Source organism: Pantoea leporis (assembly GCF_028048155.1).
Taxonomy (GTDB): domain Bacteria; phylum Pseudomonadota; class Gammaproteobacteria; order Enterobacterales; family Enterobacteriaceae; genus Pantoea; species Pantoea leporis.
Window position 1 is genome coordinate 106,694 of the sequence record NZ_JALMEU010000006.1, and the last position, 25,818, is coordinate 132,511.

The 25,818-nt window shown below is 49.4% G+C and carries 20 protein-coding genes and 1 tRNA gene; 10 read left to right on the forward strand and 11 right to left on the reverse strand.

What is annotated here, in order from left to right; genetic code table 11:
• Window positions 1-92: 92 nt before the first annotated feature.
• The 3 genes from deoB (at window position 93) to mrdA (ending at window position 4,169) form a co-directional block, all read left to right on the forward strand.
• The gene (gene deoB, locus MWH02_RS16280; RefSeq protein ID WP_101761829.1) at window positions 93-1,316 is read left to right on the forward strand and encodes a phosphopentomutase; all 1,224 of its coding nucleotides are present in this window, start codon (window positions 93-95) and stop codon (window positions 1,314-1,316) included.
• Window positions 1,317-1,349: 33 nt separating this feature from the next.
• Entirely contained in the window at window positions 1,350-2,063 is a 714-nt protein-coding gene (gene deoD / locus MWH02_RS16285) for a purine-nucleoside phosphorylase (protein ID WP_008103284.1), read from the forward strand.
• A gap of 231 nt (window positions 2,064-2,294) precedes the next feature.
• Window positions 2,295-4,169 carry a penicillin-binding protein 2 gene (gene mrdA, locus MWH02_RS16290; protein WP_271461023.1) on the forward strand — a complete coding sequence of 625 codons (1,875 nt, stop codon included), beginning with the start codon at window positions 2,295-2,297 and terminating at the stop codon, window positions 4,167-4,169.
• A 73-nt stretch (window positions 4,170-4,242) separates the two neighbouring features.
• Here mrdA and MWH02_RS16295 read toward each other — a convergent pair whose 3' ends face one another.
• A complete protein-coding gene (locus MWH02_RS16295; protein ID WP_110867273.1) occupies window positions 4,243-5,565 on the reverse strand; it encodes a methyl-accepting chemotaxis protein in 1,323 nt (440 codons plus the stop codon).
• A gap of 193 nt (window positions 5,566-5,758) precedes the next feature.
• Here MWH02_RS16295 and MWH02_RS16300 point away from each other — a divergent pair.
• A tRNA-Phe gene (locus tag MWH02_RS16300) sits at window positions 5,759-5,834 on the forward strand.
• Window positions 5,835-6,373: 539 nt separating this feature from the next.
• Here the strand turns inward: MWH02_RS16300 and pckA are convergent.
• From pckA to MWH02_RS16330, 6 genes are all read right to left on the reverse strand, one after another.
• Window positions 6,374-8,002: a phosphoenolpyruvate carboxykinase (ATP) gene (pckA, locus tag MWH02_RS16305; protein ID WP_439652371.1), complete on the reverse strand. Its 1,629-nt coding sequence runs from the start codon at window positions 8,000-8,002 to the stop codon at window positions 6,374-6,376.
• Between the two features lie 42 nt (window positions 8,003-8,044).
• The gene (aspA, locus tag MWH02_RS16310) at window positions 8,045-9,439 is read right to left on the reverse strand and encodes an aspartate ammonia-lyase (RefSeq protein ID WP_271461024.1); all 1,395 of its coding nucleotides are present in this window, start codon (window positions 9,437-9,439) and stop codon (window positions 8,045-8,047) included.
• 232 nt (window positions 9,440-9,671) lie between these two features.
• The gene (locus MWH02_RS16315; protein ID WP_271461025.1) at window positions 9,672-10,934 is read right to left on the reverse strand and encodes an MFS transporter; all 1,263 of its coding nucleotides are present in this window, start codon (window positions 10,932-10,934) and stop codon (window positions 9,672-9,674) included.
• A gap of 38 nt (window positions 10,935-10,972) precedes the next feature.
• Window positions 10,973-12,559 (reverse strand): GMC oxidoreductase, encoded by a 1,587-nt coding sequence (locus MWH02_RS16320; RefSeq protein WP_271461026.1) that lies wholly within the window; start codon window positions 12,557-12,559, stop codon window positions 10,973-10,975.
• Window positions 12,560-12,568: 9 nt separating this feature from the next.
• Window positions 12,569-14,356 carry a thiamine pyrophosphate-binding protein gene (locus MWH02_RS16325; RefSeq protein WP_271461027.1) on the reverse strand — a complete coding sequence of 596 codons (1,788 nt, stop codon included), beginning with the start codon at window positions 14,354-14,356 and terminating at the stop codon, window positions 12,569-12,571.
• A gap of 11 nt (window positions 14,357-14,367) precedes the next feature.
• Complete coding sequence (locus tag MWH02_RS16330; RefSeq protein ID WP_271461028.1) at window positions 14,368-15,042, reverse strand: ThuA domain-containing protein; 675 nt, start codon at window positions 15,040-15,042, stop codon at window positions 14,368-14,370.
• 232 nt (window positions 15,043-15,274) lie between these two features.
• Between MWH02_RS16330 and MWH02_RS16335 the strand changes: the two genes are divergently transcribed.
• Complete coding sequence (locus MWH02_RS16335) at window positions 15,275-16,357, forward strand: LacI family DNA-binding transcriptional regulator (RefSeq protein WP_271461029.1); 1,083 nt, start codon at window positions 15,275-15,277, stop codon at window positions 16,355-16,357.
• A 144-nt stretch (window positions 16,358-16,501) separates the two neighbouring features.
• Window positions 16,502-17,809, forward strand: coding sequence for a histidinol dehydrogenase (gene hisD / locus MWH02_RS16340; RefSeq protein WP_271461030.1), 1,308 nt, complete (start codon window positions 16,502-16,504; stop codon window positions 17,807-17,809).
• 114 nt (window positions 17,810-17,923) lie between these two features.
• Here hisD and MWH02_RS16345 read toward each other — a convergent pair whose 3' ends face one another.
• On the reverse strand, window positions 17,924-18,745 hold the full coding sequence (locus MWH02_RS16345; RefSeq protein ID WP_271461031.1) for a helix-turn-helix transcriptional regulator: 822 nt from the start codon (window positions 18,743-18,745) through the stop codon (window positions 17,924-17,926).
• Window positions 18,746-18,909: 164 nt separating this feature from the next.
• Between MWH02_RS16345 and MWH02_RS16350 the strand changes: the two genes are divergently transcribed.
• From MWH02_RS16350 to MWH02_RS16360, 3 genes are all read left to right on the forward strand, one after another.
• Entirely contained in the window at window positions 18,910-19,458 is a 549-nt protein-coding gene (locus MWH02_RS16350; RefSeq protein WP_271461032.1) for a TetR/AcrR family transcriptional regulator, read from the forward strand.
• Window positions 19,459-19,559: 101 nt separating this feature from the next.
• Window positions 19,560-20,741: an MFS transporter gene (locus MWH02_RS16355; protein ID WP_271461033.1), complete on the forward strand. Its 1,182-nt coding sequence runs from the start codon at window positions 19,560-19,562 to the stop codon at window positions 20,739-20,741.
• 33 nt (window positions 20,742-20,774) lie between these two features.
• The gene (locus MWH02_RS16360) at window positions 20,775-21,380 is read left to right on the forward strand and encodes a sugar O-acetyltransferase (RefSeq protein WP_271461034.1); all 606 of its coding nucleotides are present in this window, start codon (window positions 20,775-20,777) and stop codon (window positions 21,378-21,380) included.
• A 307-nt stretch (window positions 21,381-21,687) separates the two neighbouring features.
• On the opposite strand, the gene MWH02_RS16365 is transcribed toward MWH02_RS16360, so the two are convergent.
• On the reverse strand, window positions 21,688-22,179 hold the full coding sequence (locus MWH02_RS16365) for an Hcp family type VI secretion system effector (protein WP_271461035.1): 492 nt from the start codon (window positions 22,177-22,179) through the stop codon (window positions 21,688-21,690).
• Window positions 22,180-22,421: 242 nt separating this feature from the next.
• The gene (locus MWH02_RS16370) at window positions 22,422-22,940 is read right to left on the reverse strand and encodes a DUF2778 domain-containing protein (RefSeq protein WP_271461036.1); all 519 of its coding nucleotides are present in this window, start codon (window positions 22,938-22,940) and stop codon (window positions 22,422-22,424) included.
• Window positions 22,941-23,301: 361 nt separating this feature from the next.
• On the opposite strand from MWH02_RS16370, the gene MWH02_RS16375 reads away from it, so the two are divergent.
• Window positions 23,302-23,760, forward strand: coding sequence for a GNAT family N-acetyltransferase (locus MWH02_RS16375; protein WP_271461037.1), 459 nt, complete (start codon window positions 23,302-23,304; stop codon window positions 23,758-23,760).
• A 6-nt stretch (window positions 23,761-23,766) separates the two neighbouring features.
• Here MWH02_RS16375 and MWH02_RS16380 read toward each other — a convergent pair whose 3' ends face one another.
• Window positions 23,767-25,809: a 2Fe-2S iron-sulfur cluster-binding protein gene (locus tag MWH02_RS16380; RefSeq protein ID WP_271461038.1), complete on the reverse strand. Its 2,043-nt coding sequence runs from the start codon at window positions 25,807-25,809 to the stop codon at window positions 23,767-23,769.
• Window positions 25,810-25,818: the final 9 nt, after the last annotated feature.

The window sequence follows — 25,818 nt, forward strand, 5'->3', positions numbered from 1 at the left end:
GGCGCTTCTTCGTGCCAGGCAGCGGCCGTTCGGGTATACTGATCTGATCGCTTTTTTTTGACTTGTCATCGCGCATTGCGCAGGAGACTTGCATGAAACGTGCTTTTATTATGGTTCTCGACTCCTTCGGGATCGGCTCCAGCAAAGACGCCGATAAATTCGGTGATGAAGGATCGGACACGCTCGGCCATATCGCCGAAGCCTGTTTCGAAGGCCGCGCCAACGAAGGTCGCGAAGGCCCGCTGCACTTACCGAACCTGACCAAACTGGGCCTCGGCAAAGCGGCTGAGCTCTCTACCGGTCGTTTCCCGCCAGGCCTCGATCCCAACGCGGAAATCATCGGTGCGTATGCTTACGCCAGCGAATTGTCGTCCGGTAAAGATACGCCGTCGGGCCACTGGGAAATCGCTGGCGTGCCGGTGCTGTTTGATTGGGGCTACTTCAGCGATAAAGAGAACAGCTTCCCGCAGGCGCTGCTGGATACTCTGGTGAAACGTGCCGATCTGCCGGGATATCTCGGTAATTGTCACTCATCGGGCACGGTGATCCTCGACCAGCTCGGCGAAGAGCACATGAAAACCGGTAAGCCGATTTTCTACACCTCGGCGGATTCGGTTTTCCAGATTGCCTGCCATGAAGAGACCTTTGGCCTTGATCGTCTGTACGAACTGTGTGAAATCGCCCGTGAGGAGCTGACCAATGGTGGCTACAACATCGGTCGCGTGATTGCGCGTCCGTTCGTGGGCGACAAAGCGGGTAACTTCGAGCGTACCGGCAACCGTCACGATCTGGCGGTGGAGCCGCCTTCAGCGACCATGCTGAAAAAACTAGTCGATGAGAAGGGCGGTGAAGTGATTTCGGTGGGTAAAATTGCCGATATCTACGCCGAGCAGGGCATCACGCAGAAAGTCAAAGCCACCGGCTTAGACGCGCTGTTCAACGCTACCATCGAGCAGATGAAGAAAGCGCCAGATACTTCGATTGTGTTCACTAACTTCGTTGATTTTGACTCAACGTGGGGACATCGTCGCGATATCGCCGGTTATGCGGGCGGACTGGAGTTGTTCGATCGTCGTTTGCCAGAGCTGATGGAATTGGTGAAAGAGGGCGACATTCTGATCCTCACCGCCGATCACGGCTGCGATCCAAGCTGGAAAGGCACCGAGCACACGCGTGAGCACATTCCGATTCTGATCTACGGCCCGAATGTGAAGCCAGGATCGCTGGGATACCGCGATACCTTCGCGGATATCGGCCAGACCATCGCAAAATATTTTGGCCTGTCCAGCATGGACTACGGCAAGAGCATGCTGTAAAACAGCGCCCCAAATTTAATAAGGAAAATAACCATGGCAACGCCTCATATTAATGCAGAAATGGGTGATTTCGCGGACGTCGTGCTGATGCCAGGCGATCCGCTGCGCGCAAAGCACATTGCGGAAACCTTCCTCGAAGATGTGGTGGAAGTGAACAACGTGCGCGGCATGCTGGGTTACACCGGGACTTATAAAGGCCGCAAGATTTCGGTGATGGGTCACGGCATGGGCATTCCATCCTGCTCGATCTACACCAAAGAGCTGATCACCGATTTCGGCGTGAAGAAGATTATCCGTGTCGGTTCTTGCGGCGCAGTGCGCGCAGACGTGAAACTGCGTGACGTGGTGATCGGTATGGGTGCCTGCACCGATTCCAAAGTGAACCGCATGCGCTTCAAGGATCACGACTTCGCGGCGATTGCTGACTTCGACATGGTGCGTAACGCCGTGGATGCCGCGAAAGCGCTGGGCGTTGATGCGCGCGTGGGTAACATCTTCTCCGCCGATCTGTTCTATACGCCAGATCCGCAGATGTTCGACGTGATGGAGAAGTACGGCATTCTGGGTGTGGAGATGGAAGCGGCGGGTATTTACGGCGTGGCAGCAGAGTTTGGTGCGAAAGCGCTGACCATCTGTACCGTGTCGGACCACATCCGCACCCACGAGCAGACCACGGCGGCTGAGCGTCAGACCACCTTTAACGATATGATTAAGATCGCGCTGGAGTCAGTGCTGCTGGGCGATTAATCTCTTTTCCCTCACCCTAACCCTCTCCCGCACGCGGGAGAGGGGATTGATCGAGCTCACATATGGCAGCGTCTCCCTCTCCCGGTGGGAGAGGGCCGGGGTGAGGGCACCATACCGCACCATCCCGTAAACATCTGACACACTTTTACCCAGGCTTGTGCATCTTCGTGCTGGCTCTGAAACAATCTCTGCTTATCATTAGCGTGATAACAAAGAGACTAAGCCCACCTGATGAATTTCCGTAATTTCGAAGCAGAAGAAAAGCTGTTTGCCCGCCGTGCGATTGTCGCTTTTGCCCTGGTTGTCATCTGCTTTACCATCTTAGGCATTAACCTGTATCGCCTGCAGGTCGATCAGCACAGCTATTACCAGACGCGTTCCAACGAAAACGACATCAAAATGATCCCCATCGCGCCCACGCGTGGATTGATCTTCGATCGCAACGGTATTCCGCTGGTGCGCAACGTCAGCTGGTATGACATTCACATCACGCCGTACAAAATCGACGACATGCAGGAAACGCTGAAAGAGCTGACGCCGATTGTCGATCTCACGCCGGAAGAGATTGAAACCTTCGAGCACGAGCTCAAGCAGAACAGCCGCTACAAGCCGGTTGAACTGAAAGCGGAACTGACTGACGAAGAAGTAGCGCGCTTCGCCGTCAATCAATTCCGCTTTAACGGCGTCACCGTCGATACCTATCAGGACCGTGAATATCCTTATGGTGCCGACCTGGCGCACGTGCTTGGCTATGTTTCGAAAATCAACGATAACGACTACAAACGCCTGAACGCAGAAGGCGTTGGCGAGAACTACGCGGCTGACCACAACATCGGTAAGCAGGGCATTGAAGGCTATTATGAATCGCTGCTGCACGGCAAAACCGGCTATCAGGAAGTGGAAGTGGATAATCACGGCCGCATCGTGCGCGTGCTAAAAGAGGTGCCGCCGGTGGCCGGTCAGAACATCACGCTGACGCTCGATCTGCATCTGCAGCAGTACGTCGAGAGCCAGCTAGCCGGGCAACGTGCGGCGGCGCTGATTGAAGATCCCCACGACGGCAGCGTGCTGGCGATGGTTTCCGCGCCGAGCTACGATCCCAATCCGTTCGTCAAAGGCATCAGCTACAAAGCCTATAAAGCCCTGCTGCAGGATAAAGACCTGCCGCTGATCAACCGCGTTACGCAAGGCTTGTATCCACCGGCGTCCACCGTGAAGCCTTATATGGCGATGTCGGCGCTGCTGACCAAAGTCATCACGCCGAGCTTTACCCTATTTGGCGCGCCGACCTGGACGCTGCCTGGCACCGATCGTAAATATCGCGACTGGAAAAAAACCGGTCACGGCATGCTGGACGTCACCAAAGCCATCGAAGAGTCGGCGGACAGCTTCTTCTATCAGGTGGCGTTTATGATGGGCATCGATCGCATCCACACCATGCTGAGCCAGTTTGGCTACGGCAAATCGACCGGCATCGATCTTAACGAAGAGTACGCTGGATTGCTGCCGAGCCGCGAATGGAAGCAGAAGGTGCACAAACACGTGTGGTATCAGGGCGATACCGTTTCAGTGGGCATTGGGCAAGGTTATTGGGTGGCGACGCCGATTCAGATGGTGAAAGCGATGGTGGCGCTCATCAACAACGGGCGTGTGATCAATCCCCATCTGCTGGAGAAATCACAGCGCGGCAAGGAGGTGCAGCTCTACCAGGCAAAACTACCGCAGCCGCAGATTGGCGATGCTAAATCGCCGTATTGGTCGCTGGTGCGCCACGCCATGTTCGGTATGGCGAATGCGCCGAACGGCACCGGCTACAAATACTTTCACACCGCGCCGTACGGCATTGCGGCGAAATCCGGCACCTCGCAGGTATTCAGCCTGAAACAGAATCAGGTGTATAACGCCAAAATGACGCCGATGCGCCTGCGTGACCACATCTTCTACACCGCATTTGCGCCGTTCAACGATCCCAAAGTGGCGGTGGCGTTGATTCTGGAAAACGGCGGCAACGAAGGCGTCACGGCGGCACCGCTGATGCGCAATATTCTCGACCACATCTTTATGCCGGAAGCCTCACCGCCGCCGGTGGCGACGGCGGCGCAGTAAACTATGCGGCCTTGGCAGATTATTGTCATGCCGCATAGTTTGTGGGTCGCGGTGCATTGCGACCTGCAACGCATCACTCCTCTCGCAATGTCGCGGTAACATGCCCAATCGCGCGTACGACTTCGCTGGAACTGTCACGAATATCCGCCATCATGCCGCCAGCTTCTTTCGCCAACCCTACGCCCTGATCGGCGCGTTTCAGGTTGGAGGCGATACCTTTCAGCGCTTTCTCCGCCAGCGTATGGTTCTGCTGCACCATGTTCTCAATCTCGGTGGTGGCGCGGTTAATGTTGGCCGCCAGCGTGCGCACTTCATTGGCCACCACGGCAAAGCTGCGACCATGCTGACCGGCACGCGCCGCTTCCACCGCGGCGTTCAGCGCCAGCAGGTTGGTTTGATCGGCAATCCGGCGAATACTCTCAACAATGGCGCCAATGCGATCCGACGACTGACTCAGATCGTTGATATCACCAGAAATGCCGTGCAGCTCGCCCGCCAAATCATTCATGGTCTGCACGCTGTTCTCAATCACCGTGGCGCCAAGGCGCGTGCTTTCGCTGGTTTGCAGTGCGGTTTGATACGCCTGCTGCGCCGCGTCGCGCTCTTGCTGATTCTTCTCCACCTGCGCGGTGACATCGGTAGCGAACTTCACCACTTTGTACAGCTCGCCGGTTTCGTTAAACACCGGGTTGTAAGTGGCGCGCAGCCACACCGTTTGGCCGCGTTTATTTACGCGCTGGAACTGGCCGGAGATAAATTCGCCCTGATTCAGCTTGTGCCAGAAGCGGCGATATTCGTCGCTGTTGCGCATCTCCGGCGGGCAGAACTGGCTGTGATGCACGCCGATCACTTCTGACGCGTTATAGCCCATGGTTTTCAGGAAGTTGTCGTTGGTCATCAACACTTCGCCCTTGAGATTGAAGGCAATCACCGCCATCGAACGCTCAATCGCGGTGGTCATGGCGCGCTGCTCTTGCGCGTCCATGATGCGCGCGGTGATATCGCTCGCCAGCTTGACGATTTTGATCACGCGGCCGCTGCGATCCTGCACCGGCACGTAATTCGCCTCCAGCCAGATAGGACGGCTGTGTTTCGCCACGCGCAGGAATTTATCGCTGAAGCCTTCGCCGCGATTCAGGCGTCGCCAGAAGTCGCGGTATTGCGGTGAGTTAAGCATATCGGCGGTGCAGAACATGCTGTGATGCTGACCAACAATCTCTTTGAGCGTGTAACCCATGCGCTCGAGAAACAGCTCGTTGGCGGTAAGGATCTTCCCCTCTGGGGTGAATTCGACCATGGCAATGGCATCTTGTAATGAACTGAGCGTTGCCTTGCTGTGACCGCGTTTTTGCCACGCAAGGCGTGACAGTATTCCTGATGTAATAGTGCTGAACATGGTGGACCTTATTATTGGTATCGGTTGTCAGCAAGGTTATCGGCACAAGCGACTAAAAATTCACCTATACCAGCGATAGGCGAATGAATTTTTACCGGTTGGTCTGGAGGTTGCTGTAAAAGGCATCAGTCAGCTGATTTTTGCCGAAAAGCGTTTGACGGTGCCGCGCGAGTAGGGTTTAATGCGCCCCGTTGCCCGGATAGCTCAGTCGGTAGAGCAGGGGATTGAAAATCCCCGTGTCCGTGGTTCGATTCCGCGTCCGGGCACCAATACATCGAAGCACACTGGTTAGGTCTGAGAAGCCTAACGGGTGTCTAAATGCAGGGTGGGTTCAAAGTTGCGGTGAGTGCATTGGTAGATGCATCATCCAAAGTTGAACATAAAAACATCCTCAAGAAAGGGTACTAGTTAGCGCTAGTGCCCTTTTCTCGTTGGCATAAATAATTACAATCAATGAAACATCTGTCAACCTTACTAAACACTTCAATAGCCAACCCTCGATTTATTATGAGGGAATACCATTTAATGAAAGTCGCCAAATTTTCGATTCGCAGGGCTCACAATGCATGCAGCTTACATCGAATATGATCAGTAATGATGGACCTCAGATTAGTTGCTGATTCAGGGAACACATGTTTGTGATGGTAAGCCAATTTTGTGCCTGAATCATGCTGCTCACTTCAGAGATAATCTCATGGCTACAGAATTCGCGTGACCTTTAGGCCGTAAACCCGATGTAATTAGGTTTCACATCGAGTTTTCAATTTGATGTAGGCTTACAGGCCACGCATTCTCAGCTTGAGCTGATTTATAGTGAAATTACGGGTCCAGCAGAAGCGAGAGCTTTTCCAAACTCCACATCAGTGAAACGTGCAAAATTCTTGTTAAAAAGCTCGCCTAATTCATTTGCCTTTGCTAACCAAGCATCATCGTCATGCCAGCTGACTCTTGGATCAAGGATAGTGTCTGGGATGCCCGCAATATGCATTGGTACGGAGAGCTCAAAGACAGGCAGTGTAGTGAATTCTACATCACCCATTTTATCTTCAAGTATTTCATTGATAATTGTACGGGTATTCTTTAACGATATCCTTTTCCCTTCGCCATTCCAGCCCGTATTCACCAACCAAGCTTCTGCGCCAGATTTCTTTATCTTCTCTAACAAAACTTGAGCGTATTTCGTGGGATGAAGCGTCAGGAAGGCCGCCCCAAAGCAAGCTGAAAATGTAGGAGTAGGCTCAGTCACTCCTCTTTCAGTGCCTGCTAATTTCGCAGTGAAGCCTGAAAGGAAATGATACATCGCCTGATCCTGATTGAGTCGAGATACAGGTGGCAGCACACCAAATGCATCTGCTGTCAGAAAAATTATTTTTTGCGCATGCCCTGATACGGACACCGGTTTTACGATGTTATCAATGTGTCTGAGTGGGTATGAAACACGCGTGTTTTCAGTTTTCGAGCCATCAGCATAATCCACTTCCCCTTTTTCGCTAACGGCAACATTCTCAAGGAGAGCATCACGACGGATTGCAGCAAAAATCTCAGGTTCTGCAGATGCTGATAGGTTGATGGTTTTGGCGTAGCATCCCCCTTCAAAATTAAATATGCCATCATCATCCCAGCCATGTTCGTCATCGCCAATCAATTGGCGTCGCGGGTCCGTAGATAACGTTGTTTTTCCCGTTCCTGACAACCCAAAGAACAAGGCAACATCTCCATCATCACCAACATTAGCCGAGCAGTGCATTGACGCGATACCTCTAAGAGGAAGCAGGTAATTCATGACGGAAAACAGGCCTTTTTTCATTTCTCCGCCATACCAGGTTCCTCCAATAAGCTGGATGCGTTCTGTGAGGTTAAAAGCTACAAAGTTCTCTGAATTTAGCTTTTGCTTTTCCCAATACGGATTGGTGCATTTCGCACCATTGAGAACTGTGAAATCAGGCTCGAAAGATTCCAGCTCCTCAGCCGATGGAGTGATAAACATGTTTTTAGCGAAATGAGCCTGCCAGGCCACCTCAGTGACGAAACGGACAGCCAGACGCGAATCAGTATTAGCCCCACACCATGCGTCAACAATGTATAGTCTTTTATTAGAAAGCTGCTTAGTTACAAGAGACTTCAACGTTTTCCATATTTCAGGTGATATAGGATGATTATCATTGCGCGCATTTTCACTGTCACTCCACCAGACGGTATCCTGAGTCAGTGCATCACGAACAATGTACTTATCCTTCGGCGAACGACCAGTAAAGATCCCAGTGTCAACAGACACGGCTCCTGATTCGGTTAAATACCCTTTTTCATAACCTTCTAAAGAAGGGGACATTTCTTCTGAAAAAAGAAACTCATAATCTGGGTTATAAATGATGTTCCCTGGTGACAAAAAACCCAGATCGATAAGAAATTTTTCAACTTTCTTAATCATATTACTCATATTTACCTCTAAAAAACCTGAACGTAATTACATTAAATAGACTTAGCGGAGTAAATTTTCATGGGCGAAAACAGCATCAAGGTCTTCTGCACTCATAAGTTTAAGCTCAAGAGCAACTTCCCTGACACTCTTCCCAGTTTGTCTGCAAATTTTACTTATTTCATCACCATAGTGATGGCCAATATATGGATTGAGAAGAGTCACAATCCCAATAGAGTTCATGACGTAACTCTTGCATATTTCAGAGTTAGCAGTGATTTCGTCAACGCAGTCAATTCTAAGGTTGTCCATTGCGTTACGAATAATGGACAATGATTCAAACATCGCCTGACCAATGACCGGCTCCATGACATTAAGCTGGAGTTGTCCTGCCTCTGCAGCCAGTGATACGCAAAGTTCATTCCCAATGACCTTGAAACAAACCTGGTTTACTACCTCTGGAATTACAGGATTAACTTTGCCGGGCATAATTGAAGATCCAGCCTGCTTTTGTGGCAGATTGATTTCGTTCAAACCAGCTCGCGGTCCTGAAGAGAGAAGACGAAGATCATTACAGATTTTCGAAAGCTTGATAGCCAGTCTCTTTAAGGTGCTTTGAAGCAGCACGTATGCACCACAGTCTGACGTTGCTTCAATTAAGTCTTCGGAAGATGTCAAAGCCAAGCCTGTTATCTCAGCGAGATTTTTAACAGCAATGGTCTGGTAAGAAGAATGGCTATTTACTCGTGTCCCGATTGCTGTTGCACCTAGATTTACCTCCAGTAGGAGGCTTGCAGCATACTTGACTGTTTTATCCTCCTCTTTTAATGCTGTAGCGAATGCCCTGAACTCCTGACCGAGCGTCATGGGAACAGCATCCTGTAACTGAGTTCTCCCCATCTTGAGAATGCCATCAAATTCGGCGGCTTTTGCCTCGAAGCTTTCACGTAGTGCATTTAATGAGAGGAGTGTTTCGCATGCCTCCTGATACAAGGCAATCCTGAATCCTGTTGGGTATGCGTCATTGGTTGACTGGCTTTTGTTTACATGGTCATTAGGATTGATGAGATCATATGCTCCTTTTTTTTTCCCCAGATATTCCAGAGCAATGTTTGCAATAACCTCATTGACGTTCATATTGGTAGAGGTTCCGGCTCCACCCTGAAAGACATCTATGGGAAACTGATCGAGATATTTATCTCTATCCAGAATTTCTTCACAGGCAAAGACAACTGATTTCATAACTTCCTCTGAAACCAAGTTCAGTTCAAAGTTAGCCAAGGCGGCGGCTTTTTTTACTGCAACCAACCCTTTAATAAATGAAGGATGATGCATCATCTTCGTACCACTTATTCTGAAATTCTCCACCGCACGAACAGTATGTATTCCATAGAAGTGATTATCCGAAATCATCCTAAAACCAAGTAAGTCTTCTTCCTTTCGAAAAGTTTCGCTCATGGCAAAGGTCCGGTGTAATTTGACTGTAATTAAAGGCCATGAATTACGGCCTTCAGGTTGATTATTATGTTGAAAATATAACATGCTTATTTATGCCCTCTTAAGTTCTTACCTAAAGGAGCATAAATAAAGACATCAAGCCCCTGACAATGCTTTCCTAAGCGTTGCAAGGGGCTTTTAAAGGCGAAGGTTGCCCGGCAGATTAAATCCGCCTGAAGTTTTTAATTAATCCTTACCCTGAAACTACACTGCTTACAGAGCGATTCTGATTCTTGTCATCTGACTTAATACGCATGATCATTGGCGAGAAGATGGTGAATACAATTAATAAACCTAACGGGAAAACAAACAGGTTAGATAGGCCAAACTGATGCACTACGAATGACAGAATTGCAGGGGACACTAACATCCCAGTGTAACCAATACCATTTACTATTCCGATATTACGCCCAGCATTGGCAGGATCTTTACGGCCTGCACTTGAAAGCATCAACGGAGCAACACAGGACAGACCAAGTCCAAACATTGCGTAGCCGATGATTGCAAGAGTGCTGTCGGAGGAATAGGAAATTAACGACAAACCAATTACTGAGAGGAGTCCGCAGATAAATACTACTTTTATCGCGCCGATTCTTTCTGCAATAAAATCGCCAAATATACGTCCGACGAATTGTGCGCCGATAAACAGACTAATAGCAAATCCAGCAGTCGAAACACTGGTCCCAACTTCGCGATTAAGATATTCCTGTCCCCAATCACTGATAGCATTTTCACCCATCATTGAGCAAAGCAACAATACACCAAAACCTGACATGATGAGGATGATCGCCAGACTCAGCGGTGTACTTGCGCTTTTCGACTCATGAATCCGTTTTTCTTCCAATGAATCAGCAACCATTTCGGACTTATCGAGCAGGAAACGCGAAATGAAAATACTGATCACCAGCAGGATTACACCACATACGGTAAAGGGTACGGTCGCGCTTTCTGGATAGAGCCCGACCAAATAGCTACCAAACATGCCAAAGATAAATCCTCCCAGCGAATAACTGGCATGAAATGCAGACATAATAGAGCGCTTATAAAAGCGCTCTACCTGAACACCGTGCGCATTCAGAGCCGTATCCGTTGCACCACGCAAAAGTCCCAGCACAATACAGATAGAAAACGCGAACCAGTAGTGAGTGACATACGCTAGGGCGATCATTGACACCGGGTAAAGAACAACGGTGAACGTGACAACTTTTTTGGGTCCAAAAATATCAATGAACTTCCCGATTGCTATGGAGCCGAGTGCAGCTCCGATACCGATCCCCAATGCAATCATGCCAAAGTCCACATCTCCCTGTGCACCACTAAGTCCCATATTGCTTCGAAATGCAGAAACGCTCGTCGACCAGATATACATCATCGCGCCGATTAACATGAAACCTACAAATGTTGCCATACGGGCCATACGAACCCGTGGCGTGACAAGCGAATTATCACGACTCATGTTGTTCTTTCCTCGTTCTGTTAGCTGATGCTCAATATTCAGAACTGTTCTGCCACCCGAAGCGCATTCGCGGCTATTGTCAGGGCAGGATTCAGTGCTGCGGATGACACGAATGTTGAACTGTCGACAATCCAGACATTTTCTAAGTCATGAATTTTGCAGTTAACATCTACAACGCTTTTATTTTTATCTGCACCCATGACCGCTGTTCCGCACATATGGGAGTTGGTTGCAATTCCCATGCGTTCGGTTAAAACAAGCGGATATCCCGCACGCCTCAGAACCTGTTTGGTTTTAGCAACAAGTTCCTTATGCGTTTGTAGATTATTTGGAGTCCAGTGGATTTTTATTGCATCTTTATCTTTATCGTAAATAACCCGATTTTCCTGAGTGGGTAAATCCTCCGAAGTGATATAAAGATCAACGCTATGATCAGTGAGATATTTGGCAACAAAACCAGGTACCCACTTTTTCATTCCAGTGATCATTGGCTTTCTGATTTTCCCCAACATTTGCACATTGCCCAGCGGGAACTCATTGCTCGCAGACTTCAAATACCAGTCGTTGAACGCAATTGTTTTCTGGAACTGAACTCTGTTACGTTTTAATGGGTTAACAGCAATCATAAAGGTGCTGTTATGAACCATATAGTTGCGCCCCAGCTGATCAGAACTGTTTCCAAGCCCGGATGGGTGATGCTCATTAGCGGACTTGAGAAGCAAAGCAGATGTATTTACAGCACCACAGGCGAGCACAAAGCGCTTCGCTTTGATTCGCACAGTTTTACCGTTGCGTGTTCCTGTTGCTTCTACAACATTTTTTCCAGAATCGTCAGTGATAAGACGGTCAATTCGGGTTTTAACTAACAGGCGAACGCTACCAGCACTCATCGCTGGACGTAATGCGCTGACCTCAGCGTCATTCTTTGCATCAATCATGCACGGATAGCCATCGCAGGTTGAGCACAACACGCAAGGACGTCCTTCACCGTAATCAACCGCAGCTGGCATAGAAAAAGGTTTTAGCCCTTGTTTTTGCATACTCTTGACCAGGTCATGTAAAGCCAGGTCATGCTTCAGCCCCTTCCACCGGTAATCCTGTGAACGCCAGGGTTCTACTGGATCTGTGCCTGCATTGCCATGAACCTTGAACAGCTCTTCTGCCTTACAGTAATAAGGCTCCAGCTCAGCGTAAGTGATCGGCCACTCAGGTGATAAACCGTCACGATGTTTCAGGTCCTGGAAATCTTCTTCACGCCAGCGGGGCAACATAGCACCATAAAATTTGGTGTTTCCCCCCACGTAATAAAACACTCCGGGTTTGAAAGGATTGTAATCCCGGTCGAACCAGGATTCGGCATTACGATATTTTCCGTCCGCAAATACAGCATTAACATCCCAGTTATCATTCTCACGCGGCAGGAAATCACCGCGTTCAATAATAACCACCTTCAGGCCTTTATCCTTTATACCGTGGGCAAACGTCGAGCCCCCCATCCCTGATCCAATTATCACGACATCACATTCAATATTGCCCGCCGAATCAGGTTCGACGGTGTCAATAATGCGCCGGGTAACCGGCGCAGAGTTATCAATCTCTTGTGAGGAGATTTTGATGGTGTTCATTTATGACCCTTACAGATGCTGCTCTGACTGGCGCAGAACCTTGTATTCATCCTGACGTTCATCAGTGATGTATTCCGGGATTGGGAAATCCCACCATCCAGGAACAAACGGACCTGCTGCATCACGATCGGTAGGTAATTCGATCAGAACCGGCTCGTTGCAATCCAAAGCTTGTTGCAGGATAGGTTCAAGATCCTCAGGACGCTCAACACGCCATGACTTGAGACCAAACGACTCGCCCATTGCTTTGTAATCTGGTGAGTACGGTTCGCCATCCGGTGTGGTGAACTCAGTTCCGATATGTCGGCTGGTCTGCTTGCGCTGGCCACCACGGATAGACATGTAACCGGCGTTGTTCTGGATCAGGAATACAACTGGGATGCCGTTAGTCTTACAGATAGCAATTTCCTGAGAAGTCATCAGGAAGTCACCATCACCTAAGATACAAACCACCGGCTGATTCGGCGCAGCAAGTTTTGCCCCAATCGCTGCTGGAACAGCCCAGCCCATTGATGAGAAGCCACCTGAGGTCAGGTGCGTACGTGGCTGATAAACTGGGAAGGTCTGCTTAACTGCACCTTGGGTGTTACCGGAGCCAACAACCACGATAGTGTCACGCGGGAACACTTTGCGCAGAGCACCCAGTGGGCGCTGTGACGTGAACGGGAAACGCTCAGAATCACGACGCTTAGAGAGCTTAGATTCCCACTCATCCTGAAGTTGTCTTAGAACCTGCATGTATTCAGGGCGATCGGTTTTTTCACCGTCAAGTTCTTTGATGATATGTGCCAATGCATGGCGGGCATCAGCAACAATACCGACAGTTACCGGATAGTTTTTACCGATTTCATGCGGATCGATATCAATATGGATCAGGCGTGATGGCGGAATAGAGAATGTCACACCTTTCGCATAACTTGATGAAGACCAGTCAGTAAAGCGGCAGCCAACGGCGATGATGACATCAGCGTTTGCAGCAATCGAGTTACCGCAAGTCGTACCCGTCTGACCTACGCTACCGGCAAACAATGGATGATCTTCCGGGAAGCCACTTTTACCGTTCCAGGTCGTGACCACAGGAATCTGCAACGCTTCAGCCAGCGCATGAACTTCATTCCAGGCTTCACCCGTAATAACGCCGCCACCAATAACCATGACCGGACGCTGAGACTCTTTCAGCAGAGACACAGCAGCAGTGATTGCTTCTGGATCAGGGAATACGCGGCCGATTGGCAGACGCTCTTCAATAGCATGCAGTTCTACTTCTGCAGCTTCAGCTTGCACATCCATTGGGATCTCGATATGTACCGGACCCGGACGACCAGTCGCCATTGAACTCCATGCGCGGTGCATGATAAATGGCATTTCTTCTACGCGGGTGGCAACCCAGTGACGCTTACTTACAGCTTCAGCAATCTTAGGGAAGTCATTATCGGTATAACGCTCCAGCTCCTGCAGCAGGCCATGTCCACGCATGTGAGTTGGTGGTCCACCGGTGATCAACATCACGCTGGTTGAGTCAGTAAAAGCCGTCGCCATACCAATTACGGTGTTACTCGCACCGGCACCGATGGAAGTGACAGCAACCATTGGTTTTCCTGATACACGGTAGTATCCATCAGCGAGGTGAACGGCACTCTGCTCGTGAAATACCTGGATAAATTTCAGTTTTGATTCTTCTTCCAGGAAGGCGTCTGTCAGTGTCCAGATGCCATGGCCCGGAATACCAGCGACATATTCAACGCCATAGTTTTTCAGCGTTTGAGCCACCACCTGGCTACCCGTTAATTTTGTCATTACTTTGTCCTTCATTTACTGAGTTGAGTCTGGCGACAAGCCCATGCCAGCCCTTGCTTGGTTAATCTGCGGATGTTGGGGTCTTGGAGATTGCTGGTATCATGGCCAATTGAGTGGTAGAAAACGCGGCCCTCTCCCCAGTTGCGTACCCACGCCACCGGACTTTTTTGCCCTTTCAACCACGGCATTGGATTGCCGTCAAAAGTCGTTTCAGCCAGTACATGGATACCCGGAGAGGTCTCCATGTAGTATTGCTCTGAAGCAACCGGGAAATCGTTGACTCCAGCGCTGACAGGGTGCTCGTTATCGGTAACATTGACCGTATACGGATGAGGGAAACCTTCACCAGTTGGGTGCTCCAGGAATGAGCCTCCAAGCAACATGTGATAACGAAGGCTCGAACGGAAAGCAGCGCCTGCACCATGCCAGCCAACCAAACCTGTTCCAGACTCGACAGCTTCAAGCAGGTGCTTTTCCTGAGAGGCTGTTAGCGTTTCAGTCGTCACAGCGTTGTTCCAGCCGATGACAATCAAGTCATAAGCTTTTAGATCGCGGTCAAGGGTAAAAATGTCTGTGCTTTCTTCGACATCAAAGGAAAGCTCTTCATACAGACCTCTTGCCCAGGCAGCGATTTCATAGGGAAAGTGGCCCGGCCAGCCCCCGTACAGGTACAATACTTTTGGCATACTTCCATCCTTCTCGGTTCAACTTACTCGGTTGGTTATACGTATAACCTGTGGAGAAAAATAATCGCAGAGTTGTCACTATGTCAATGTGGTGTTAACGATTGGGCCATAGTGTTTTCATATGATGTGAACTGGCGCACTTTGTTAACAGAACCCCAGCCGGGAAAATGTTAATAAGATCACTTATGATGGATTTATCTAACTTGGGAGAAGAAGGAAACAGATGGTTTCAATGAAGGATGTTGCCAGGGAAGCCGGTGTATCACAGCCCGCTGTGTCCTATGCCTATAACGGATCGCCCAAAATTTCAAAAGAGATGCGTGAGCATGTCTTCGCGGTCGCAGAGCGTCTCGGCTATGCGGGTCCAGATGCGCGTGGCAGAAGCCTCCGGTCTGGAAAAGTCGGAGCCATTGGACTCATCGTCATGGATCATTTGTCCTACGCATTTGGAGACCCTTGGGTGATGTCACTCCTGAAAGGGATTAGCAGCGTGAATGAACTTTCGAATGTTGCTTTGACACTTATTCCAATGAATAACCAGTCCATAAGGCAGAATAGAAAATCTCCAGCCGTCATGCCGATGCGCGGCCTCATTGATGGGCTTCTCGTTTCTACTTTGCCAGACGATCATCCGGCGATTCAGACTATCGTGCAGCAGCAGATCCCTGTCGTTATCATTGATTCTCCGGCTATCCCGGATGTCAGTTACGTAGGTATTGATGATAAAGAAGCGGCCAAAATGCAGATTAACCATCTGATTTCTCTTGGCCATAGTCATATTGGCATTCTTGTTGAGCGTCTGATACCAGATGGCTTTAAAGGGATCGTGTCGCTGGACCGTATTCAGCGCTCCAATGAAATGATTGCCCGAAAAAGGGTTCAGGGATATCTCGAAGCTGCAAGTGAAGCCGGGATTCCAACTGATTCCCTGACGATTTATGAAGTGGGAGGTTTTGATCGGGTAGCGGGTGAAAAAGCCAGTGAGCAACTTCTTGATAATCCATTAATTACAGGTGTGGTTGCAACCTCTGATGTGATGGCTCTCGCGTGCATATCGGTTGCCAGAAAACGATCGTTCGCTGTACCTAAGCAACTTTCGGTAGTGGGATTTGATGATGTGCCTGAATCGCGTGAGTTCGCACTCACTACAATCAGGCAGCCAACCGCTGAAAAAGGAATCTACGCGGCCAAATTGTTGATGGAACATATCGCTTCAGGTGGGTCCGCAAATCCAGAGAAAAAAATCTTTCCTACAGAACTTATCGTTCGCAATACCACGGCAGTACCCGGTTTGCGCGTGTCTGTTAAGGTTTGACAGCTTTCTTGAAGTTACAAAGTTGCGTCACTGTGCTTCACTTTTTATTTTAATTGAGAAATTCTTTTCGTATTGCAGTCCCTCTATTTTGACCTCGTAACCAGAAACACTCATGCATGAGTGAAACAATTTATGAGGTTTAAAATGGCTGAATGGATCAAAAGCGCTGCCGATAGCGAAAAAGCACAAGCTGAAAATAAGCAACTTAAAGACAACGTTTCCGGAATTCTTCTCGATATTGAGAAGCGCGGTAATACGGCTGTAAGGGAGCTGTCCCAGCGTTTTGACGGCTGGGACAGAGATGACTTTCGCCTAACCACAGCCGAAATTGAGAAATGTTTGAACGTTCTGTCTGAAACTGAGTACAACGATATTCTGTTTGCTCAGGCTCAGGTGCGTAAATTCGCAGATGCGCAGCGCAAAACCCTACTGGACCTAGAGGTAGAAACACTTCCTGGTATCATTCTGGGACATAAGCACATCCCTGTTTCAGCTGCTGGGTGTTATGTGCCAGGCGGAAAATACCCTCTTCTTGCTTCTGCACACATGTCTATCGTTACGGCAAAATCAGCTAATGTGCGCCGTATTGCTACAGCTGCACCTCCTTATAAACAGGCTCTGGCACCTTATATTATCGCTGCTCAGCATTTGGGTGGCGCTGACGAGATTTATGCACTTGGCGGTATTCAGGCCGTTGCCGCAATGGCGCTCGGCACAGAGTCGATTGATCCGGTAGATATCATTGTTGGCCCTGGAAATGCTTACGTTGCAGAAGCTAAACGTCAGCTCTTCGGTAAAGTAGGTATTGACCTTTTTGCGGGTCCGACAGAAACGTTACTGATTGCGGATGAAACCGTTGACGGAGAAATGTGCGCAACTGACCTTCTGGGCCAGGCTGAGCATGGTCCAGATTCACCGGCTGTGATGATCACTAATTCCCGCAAGCTTGCGGAAGAAACTCTCAAGCAAATCGAACGCATTCTGGAAATCTTGCCAACAGCAGCGATCGCTCGCCAGGCATGGGAAAATCACGGAGAGATTATTCTGTGCGAAGATCATGCTGAGATGGCGAAAATGTCAGACTTTTATGCATCTGAACATGTCCAGATTATGACTTCTGACGATGATTACTTCCTGCAAAACCTGCAAAATTTTGGTGCTTTATTTATCGGCCCACGTACCAACGTGGCGTATGGAGATAAGGTTATCGGCACAAACCATACGCTTCCTACCAATAAAGCAGCGCGCTACACCGGTGGGCTGTGGGTGGGCAAATTCCTCAAAACCTGTACTTATCAACGTGTGTTGACCGATGAAGCCTCAGCATTGATTGGAGCACACTGCTCACGTCTTTGCCTGATGGAGGGCTTTGTTGGACATGCGGAGCAGGCAAATCTCAGGGTTCGACGCTACGGCCATCAGGATGTGCCATACGGCGGTGCGGCTAAATAATCAAATATCCCGAATATAAAATCTCTGTACTTGTGTAATACGTTGTTGTTGTGTTTGCTACATAGTAGCCAATTGGATTCATTTGTGAGTGAGGCGGGAAGCCACACTCACTTTTTATCCCGAGCCTCCCCATAAAATTCCAGCTTCGTCATTATCGAGATAATTAAGTATTTCTTGTGGGACAAGATTAAGGTCAGAAAGGATTGTCGCTGACTTAATCAAACTCCGGGTTACTTTACTTTCACCTGCATACTGAAAAGAGACCCTGGATGAAAAGGGCTGCCTGAATGATGTGGATGCGATGCCTGTAATAATGCCGTGAAGGTATCTCACAGGCCTTCTATGTTGTGGAGTTAATATAGTGAATGTCATCTCATTATTCTGCTTCTGCTCACTATCAATCATGAAGATACGGTCTCCCATCATGAAGCAAAAGCCATTGTATCGAAAAACATAGCCTGTTTTTCCGGGCTGACCCAATAGGGGGAATCTCTCAATCGTTGAGTATTCAATTACACTCTCGCGTTCATAAATTATGGTTACGGAGCGTAAAACCTTACCTTTATAAATCGATGAGTAATGATAGCGGTGATAAACACCAAGATAATCTCTAAGATTACCTGAAGTCAGTTTTGCAAGGGAAATAAACTGATTGAAATTAACAGACCCCATAAGGGCGTTTCTTGCATCCGCATCATTGGATTCAAATAAAGCTTTAAACTTAGAGGGGGAAAGATATAAATCCTCAGCGCTCAGATTGAAATATCGTGAAAGCTTATTGAGCGTGCTTCTGGAAGGAATATGATGTCCCGCAAGATACTTGTTAAACTGCTGCCGGTTGATTTCAGTCTTACGGCACATGTCTGCAATAGAATTACATGAAGACAGCAACAGCCTTAAATTACTCTGAATATTATTTTTTATTTCTTCAGCCATTGAGTCCACCTCCTGTTTCAGCGCATGCTAACATGTGAACGTTTAATATGTCATGGATGCTTGGTCATGGTCCCGGCAGTTGTTCATCATGTTCAATGCGGATTAGGATATCTCAAACCGGGATTATTGTGATCTTCACGAGCAATTTAAGGTAAAGAACGCTCATGGCAGCACATTCTTCAGAACAGGACATGCGCGGCAGAATCATAGCGGCCGCTCAGGATGTTATTATCAACAGCGGTGTGGCAGGAGCAACCGCCCGTAAGATATCTGCACAGGCCGGAATCTCGCCGGGCACGCTGACTTATCACTTCAAAACTGTGGACGAAATTCTCGAAGCGGCTTTTACACTACTTGCAGAGCAGGTATCGATTAATTTCAGGTTGCGTTTGGTATCAGCAAAGGATACCGGTGAAGCCATTGAAGCAGTTATAGACCTGATTTGTGGAGATATTGTCGCTGCACCTCGTAATATGCTAATGAGTTTCGAGCTGTACGCTTACGCATCGCGAAATGCAGATATCCGTCTTATCTCTCAGGAATGGCTGCGTAGAAGTCGCGATGCTCTGTCACTTCACTTTGATTACAAGCTTGCTGTAATCCTTGATGCCATCATTGAGGGATTTACCGTTCATCAGCATCTCAGCACTGAAACACTCTCCCGTGAAGATCTGAAAACCCTCTTAACAAAGTTGACACTGGATCGATCTTGATTTGAAAGGCTGATTGATTTTGTTGCTGGAGAGTGTCAGCATTAGCACCTGTCGTACTTAAGTACGACAGGTGCTAATGCATTCTATCCTCTGAGGTTCCCATGAAAGGCCAAGTCGGACTTAAAGTGCTCTATCTGTTTTTTCTCATGAATGGATTCTCCCTTGCTTCATGGATAAGCAGGACGCCAGCGATACGTAACGGGTTGTCTGCTTCGACGGAAGAGATGGGATTCATCCTGTTCAGTTTCTCATCAGGATGCATGGCGGGCATTTTAAGCGCCGGTAAATTATTGAATCAGTTCAGCGTAAAAATCTGCTCTCTTCTGGGGATGTTCTTACTAAGTGCTGGTCTGATGTTGCTGGCTGCAGGGCTTGGGGCACAAAGCTTTGGGCTGACGGGCGCTGGATTATTTATGTTTGGAGTGGGTTTGGGCTGGGCGGAAGTCGCCATAAATATCTGCTGTGCTGAGATTGAGCGTGAGTTGAAGAAATCCCTTATGACTCTTCTGCACGGTTTTTTCAGCCTGGGAACATTCCTGGGCGCGCTATCTGGTATGGCCGCATCATCACAAAATGTCTCAACGGTGCAACATCTGGCCTTAGTCTCAGCCCTTTTACTGGTTGTTATTGTGATGTTGATGAAGCGTTTTCCACACACAAACTCGAATGCCCATGATGACAATAAAAAGGGATATTTCAGGAAGATTTTTGATGAGTTAAAAGACCCAAGTTTAATTGTAATTAGTATCGTTGTTCTTGCTATGGCGCTCGCGGAAGGAAGCGCTAACGATTGGCTACCCTTGCTCATGATAGATGGACATGAGTTCGGCGAAACTCAAGGACTGATGATATACGCAGGCTTCACACTTTGCATGGTGGTTGGACGCTTTTGCGGAACTCCTGTAGTCGATAAGCTCGGCAAATTTCTTGTTCTGAAATGGAGTGCCGCTGCCGCACTGGTGGGGCTTATCACCGTTATTTTCTCACCATCACCACTCCTGGTTGCTGTTGCAGTATTGCTGTGGGGTTTGGGGGCATCCCTTGGATTTCCTCTAGCACTTTCCACTGCAGGCGAAAGTGGTAAAAATAGTCACTTACGGGTCACTATCGCTTCAACAGCAGGCTATATTTCATTTCTTGTTGGGCCGCCTGCTCTTGGATTTATTGGTGAGCATTATACCTTGAGGCTAGCTATGGTTCCGGTCGCATTGCTAATACTTATTGCATTTATCACGTTAATTTACCAGTCAAGAGACGGAAGAAGTAAAGCTACCGTTAGATAACTAAGCCAAAAATAAAAGAAAAAGAGAGCGAATATGAAAGATTTAATTAACTCCTTAACTCACGTAGTTGATGGTTGCCTATATGATGCCAACAACGATCCCGAAATTTTGTTGAAGAGAAGAAATGCCAAAGAGGCCTGCTTCCATTTCAACAACCTTAGCCCGGCAGAGGAAATCGAAAAGAAGAAAACCTTGACAAATATTTTAGCCAGCCTTGGTGAAAACATCACAATTGAAGCCCCTTTCTTTTGTGATTACGGTACGAATATTTTTGTCGGAGAAAATTTCTTCGCAAACCATAATCTAGTTATCCTCGATGGAGCGCGAGTAGACATAGGAAACAACGTGTTTATTGCACCTAACGTAGGAATCTACACGGCAGGACATCCCCTTGATCCTGCTCGTCGGGCTGCAGGTTTAGAATATGCACTTCCTGTAAAAATTGGGAATGATGTTTGGATTGGCGCGGGAGTGACGATAACACCAGGAGTTACAATAGGCGATAATACAGTCATTGGTGCAGGTAGTGTGGTCAATCGTGATATCCCTAGTAATGTTGTCGCTGCTGGAAACCCATGCAAAGTTATTAGGTCAATCAGTGAAAGTGATGAGAAGCGTACAGATTTTAGACGTAAATAATAACGTAATTAATCGGTAAGTTACTTATGAACGAAAAATTGTGTTCTACATATGAGTTGTCTTTAAGCAAAACATCCTTGTTATGTAAAAAATTCTTTTGACCGGCTTTTGCCGGTCACTTTCTGAGATGGTATTGAAAATCCCCGTGTCCGTGGTTCGATTCCGCGTCCGGGCACCAACATTCTGAAAACCCAGCTTATGGCTGGTTTTTGCTTTTCTGGGTTTCATCACTCTTCATACAATCTTGCGACGATTACGGCTCGACGTGGTGCTTGAGTCTCTGCATCTCAAAAGCAGGAAGGTTGTTTTAAGCGGTTGGACGCTCGTTCCATGCATCCGTGTATTGGATATTGCCATCCACAATTCGCCACGTGATTTTCTCATATTGCAAACTGACGCTTTCCGTATGGTTTAGTTTGTCATTGCCTGCAAGCTTCACATTTGCCACGCCGCAGTTAACGCCGGTGACTTTCACGTTTTCCATCAGCACCGTGTAATAGCAAACCTCCTGGCCAGCATCGCTAATGTTATAGAAGCGAAGTTCAGCGCTTTTTAGCGTCTGCCCGGTGGCTGCTGCCTTGTACAGATAAGGCGTGGAGCTATCCACTTCTTTCTCAATCATCATTGATGAATGCTGGCGCGTACCGGTGATCCTACCGTTAGATCCGTCCACTGGCAGGTTAATGCCGTGGCTCATGCCGATAATTTCAATGCTGCCTTCACGGTCGTGAACATCGACAGATCCTCGAATATCTGCGCCACCATCATCTTTAAGCCACATATACGGAGGGTTTGGCATTTTACTTGCTCCTTATTTTTTTGATTAACTTCATGGTTATTAAGTAAATAGCCGTGGTGATGGACACCACGATGACAACATCAATGTAGAAATAGGCGTCGTAGAGAGTTTCAATGTTGGATTCGCCGCTTATTAACACGGCAACCTTTCGTGCGAAATTCTGTGAGATGTACGTTTCAGCGCCACCGAGCGATCTGCCCACAGCCAGCGTTACTAGTATGAAGAAAACGCATTTTGCGGCCCTACGGGCAAGTGTTTGAGCCATTGGCAACAACCTCAATTAATCCTCGGGCCATCAGCGAAGGCTTGCCTGGCACGGGCACCATTAATGTGTTCATAAACGCCTGGCGGATACGCGCATAATCGGAGTTGTGGGGGATGGTGATGCAACCTTCTGACACGGTTCCCGGATGAAGCCGGAATAATTCGCGGCGCATGCCCTCATACCAGGTTTCGTCGTCAATGGCTGCATCCTCCCGATAGAGTGCAAACCATTCACTTCGGCCAAAGGCCACGCCTTTCGTGTACTTGTTCCAGGCGTCCTGTAATTCCGCCTTTCGCTTACCAAAGAAACCACCCGCGCCGCGATCGACAACCCAGTATTTCCCGGGTGGCAATGGGCCGTCACCCGAAGCTGCGCCGCATCCACCTCGATTTCGATAAGCGCCGTTACCAGAAAACGCCATGAAAACGCCGACGCCATAGATGTTTAATGGTGCGTAATCCGCGCCGTTCAGAATAAGTGTTCCATTCAATGCCATCGTTCCCTCATTAACCATGTAATAACCGTGGGTGATAGTAACAATGAATGGAATATAGTGCCAAAAATTGTTAGGGCTTCTTATGGGTTGATCTAACGTTTTGAACTAATGTTTTTTTTGAATGGCGTAGTTTTTATTTTTTTTTATTTAATATAAAACAGTTGGATATAAGTATTTATCTCTAAAATTTGTTTGATAAAATCAGCACTGCCAATTGAATTATTGATAAGCCTGTAAAAAGGTTAACTCCAGAAATCAGCCTAACCACAGCAGCTATGTCCAAATAAAGAATCGCTTGTCGCCCACAACAATCCTTCATAAATTCTCTTACACCCCAACCCAATTATCGTAGGCCGCAGAGATGAGTGAGTTCGTCATAGAAGAGTGGAACAAACAGGGTTATTTGATCAGCACGGATGAAAATAAACTGGACCTCGCCGCCATACACCGTTATCTCACCACTTCGACATGGGCAGCAGGCATTGATGAAGAGACGGTCAATGCTTCGGTACAAAACAGCCTTAACTTTGGTCTTTACCATCAGGGCGAACAAATTGGGTTTGCGCGGCTCATCACGGATTACGCCACCTTCGCTTATCTGTGCGATGTTTACGTGCTCGACGCGTATCAGGGAAACGGCCTGGCACGCTGGTTGATGGCGTGTATTCATGCGCATCCGGTTTTTGCGCGGCTGCGCAGAATTACGCTGTTCACCAGCACGGCGCCGTGGCTGTATGAAAAGTTTGGCTATCAACCGATTAACCAGCCGAACTACGCGTGGACGATTACCCGGCCTGATATCTACAAAAACAAAGCGTGATAAATCTTACAGCGCCAGCTGAATCGCCTGCACCTCATCCTCCTGCTGCGCCGGCCGCGCGCAGCAGATCAGCACTTCATCATCCGCCACTTGCGCGCTCGGTGGCGTTGGGTAAGTCACCGCGCCTTGCAGCAGTTTGGTTTTACAGCTGCCGCAATGTCCGGCGCGACAGCTGTACGCTGGGCTTAGGCCACGCGCTTCAGCCAGCTCAAGCAGCGAACCGGTATCCGGCGCCCAACGCGCCTCTTTCAGTGAATCCATGAACTTCACCGGCACCGATTGGGTTGCTACCGGCAATAGCGGTTTTGCTTCTTTAACAATATCGTTGGTGCGCTGCAGCGACGACGGCCCAAAGGCTTCGGCGTGAATGCGATCGTCGGCGATATTCAAGGCGCGCAGCCCGTCGTACAGCGCCTGGGTAAATTGCGGCGGACCGCACAGATAGAAGTCGTAATCGTTAAACGGCAGCACCCGCGAGAGCAGCGCCATATCGATGCGGCCGGCAAAATCGTAATCAACATCCGGTTCTGCATCCGCCGTCTGGCTTAGCACGCGCACCAGTTTCACCGCGCCGTGCGCCGCCGCCAGCAACTGGTCGAGTTCGCGCACAAAAGGGCGCTCGGCTTTGCTGCGCGCCGACTGGAACAGAAACGTAGGGCGCAGGCGCTGTTTGCGCACTCCTTCGTATATCAGATGTCGCAGCATCGCCAGCATCGGCGTGATGCCCACGCCGGCGGCAAGCAGCACCGCCGGACGTGGTTCGCTGGCGTCGAGAGTAAAATCACCCGCCGGCGCACGCGCTTCCAGCGTATCTCCGGTGTGAAGATGATCGTGCAGGTAACGCGATACCACGCCATCGCGCTTGACGCTGATGCGGTAAAAATTCTCCGATGGCGCGACCGAAAGCGTGTAGGCGCGCATCAGCGGCTTATCCGTACCGGGCAACTGCAGGCGAATCGGCAGATGTTGACCGGCCAGATGCGGCAACAGACCCGCGCCATCATCCGGCACTAAATGAAACGAGCGGATCGTGGCGCTCTCATCCACCACCTTAATCACCTTGAACGGACGCCAGCGCGATGCCAGATCTGCTGCACGCAGGCGTTCGTCGGCGGCTTGCCAGTCGCCGGTCATCAGCGAACTGGGTGCGACGCCATCCGGCGGCGTTAACCAGCGTAAGGCGAGGGCGGCACGACGACGCACGATACGGCGCGGGCGAAACGTCCATAGCCGCTCGGCACCCTGAAAGGCGGCGATCTCGGGCGAGTCGAGAATCACTTTGGCATCGCCGCTCAGCTGCAGCGTGTCGCCGCTGGCGTAATCAATAAACAGCAACCCCGCTTTGCCATTCTGGTGAATGTTGCCCAGCGTGGAGAAAAACAGATTGCCGTTGAAGTCGGGAATGGTCAGCAGGTCATCTTCACTGACGCGCACGAAACCCGGTTTACCACCGCGATGCGAGGCATCAACCTGGCGTTCGGCATAGGTGGCGACGTAAAAGGTATCCGCCGCGCCGATGCTGGCGCGCGCGGCATCATCCAGCGCGCTCAGGGTTTCCACCTCACCGCGATAAGGTTCAGCGGGAGGATGTGCAAAGTGAAAGTCACGCAGCTGGATATAGCGCGGGCAGTTGCCAAAACTCTGTTCCACCTGCACGCGAAAACCAGCGCCAATCGCCTGCAGCACGCCGTTCATGCGGTTACGTCGCCGCGTATGCAGTTCGATGCCCAGCAGCCCAATCGGCGCGCCATCCTGCATGCCCGCCGCCGCGGGATCGCCTTGATGCGGACGCGCCTCGATATCCAGCGTGGTGGCATTCGGCGAGAAGATAAAACCGGGTTGGCCTTCCAGCAGCGTGGCCCACGCATCGCCGTGCGCATCCACGCTGCCCGCCACAATAAACGGCAGCTGAGCGTAGAAGTCGCGGTGTTGATCGGGCATGTGATCGCGGATCACGCGCTGGCCAACGTCCGCCATGCGTTCCGCCACGCCCGCCTGTTGCTGAAGCGCAATTTCACCCTGATGCCAAACCGGCCGTTTCTTGCTCATGATGGTGGA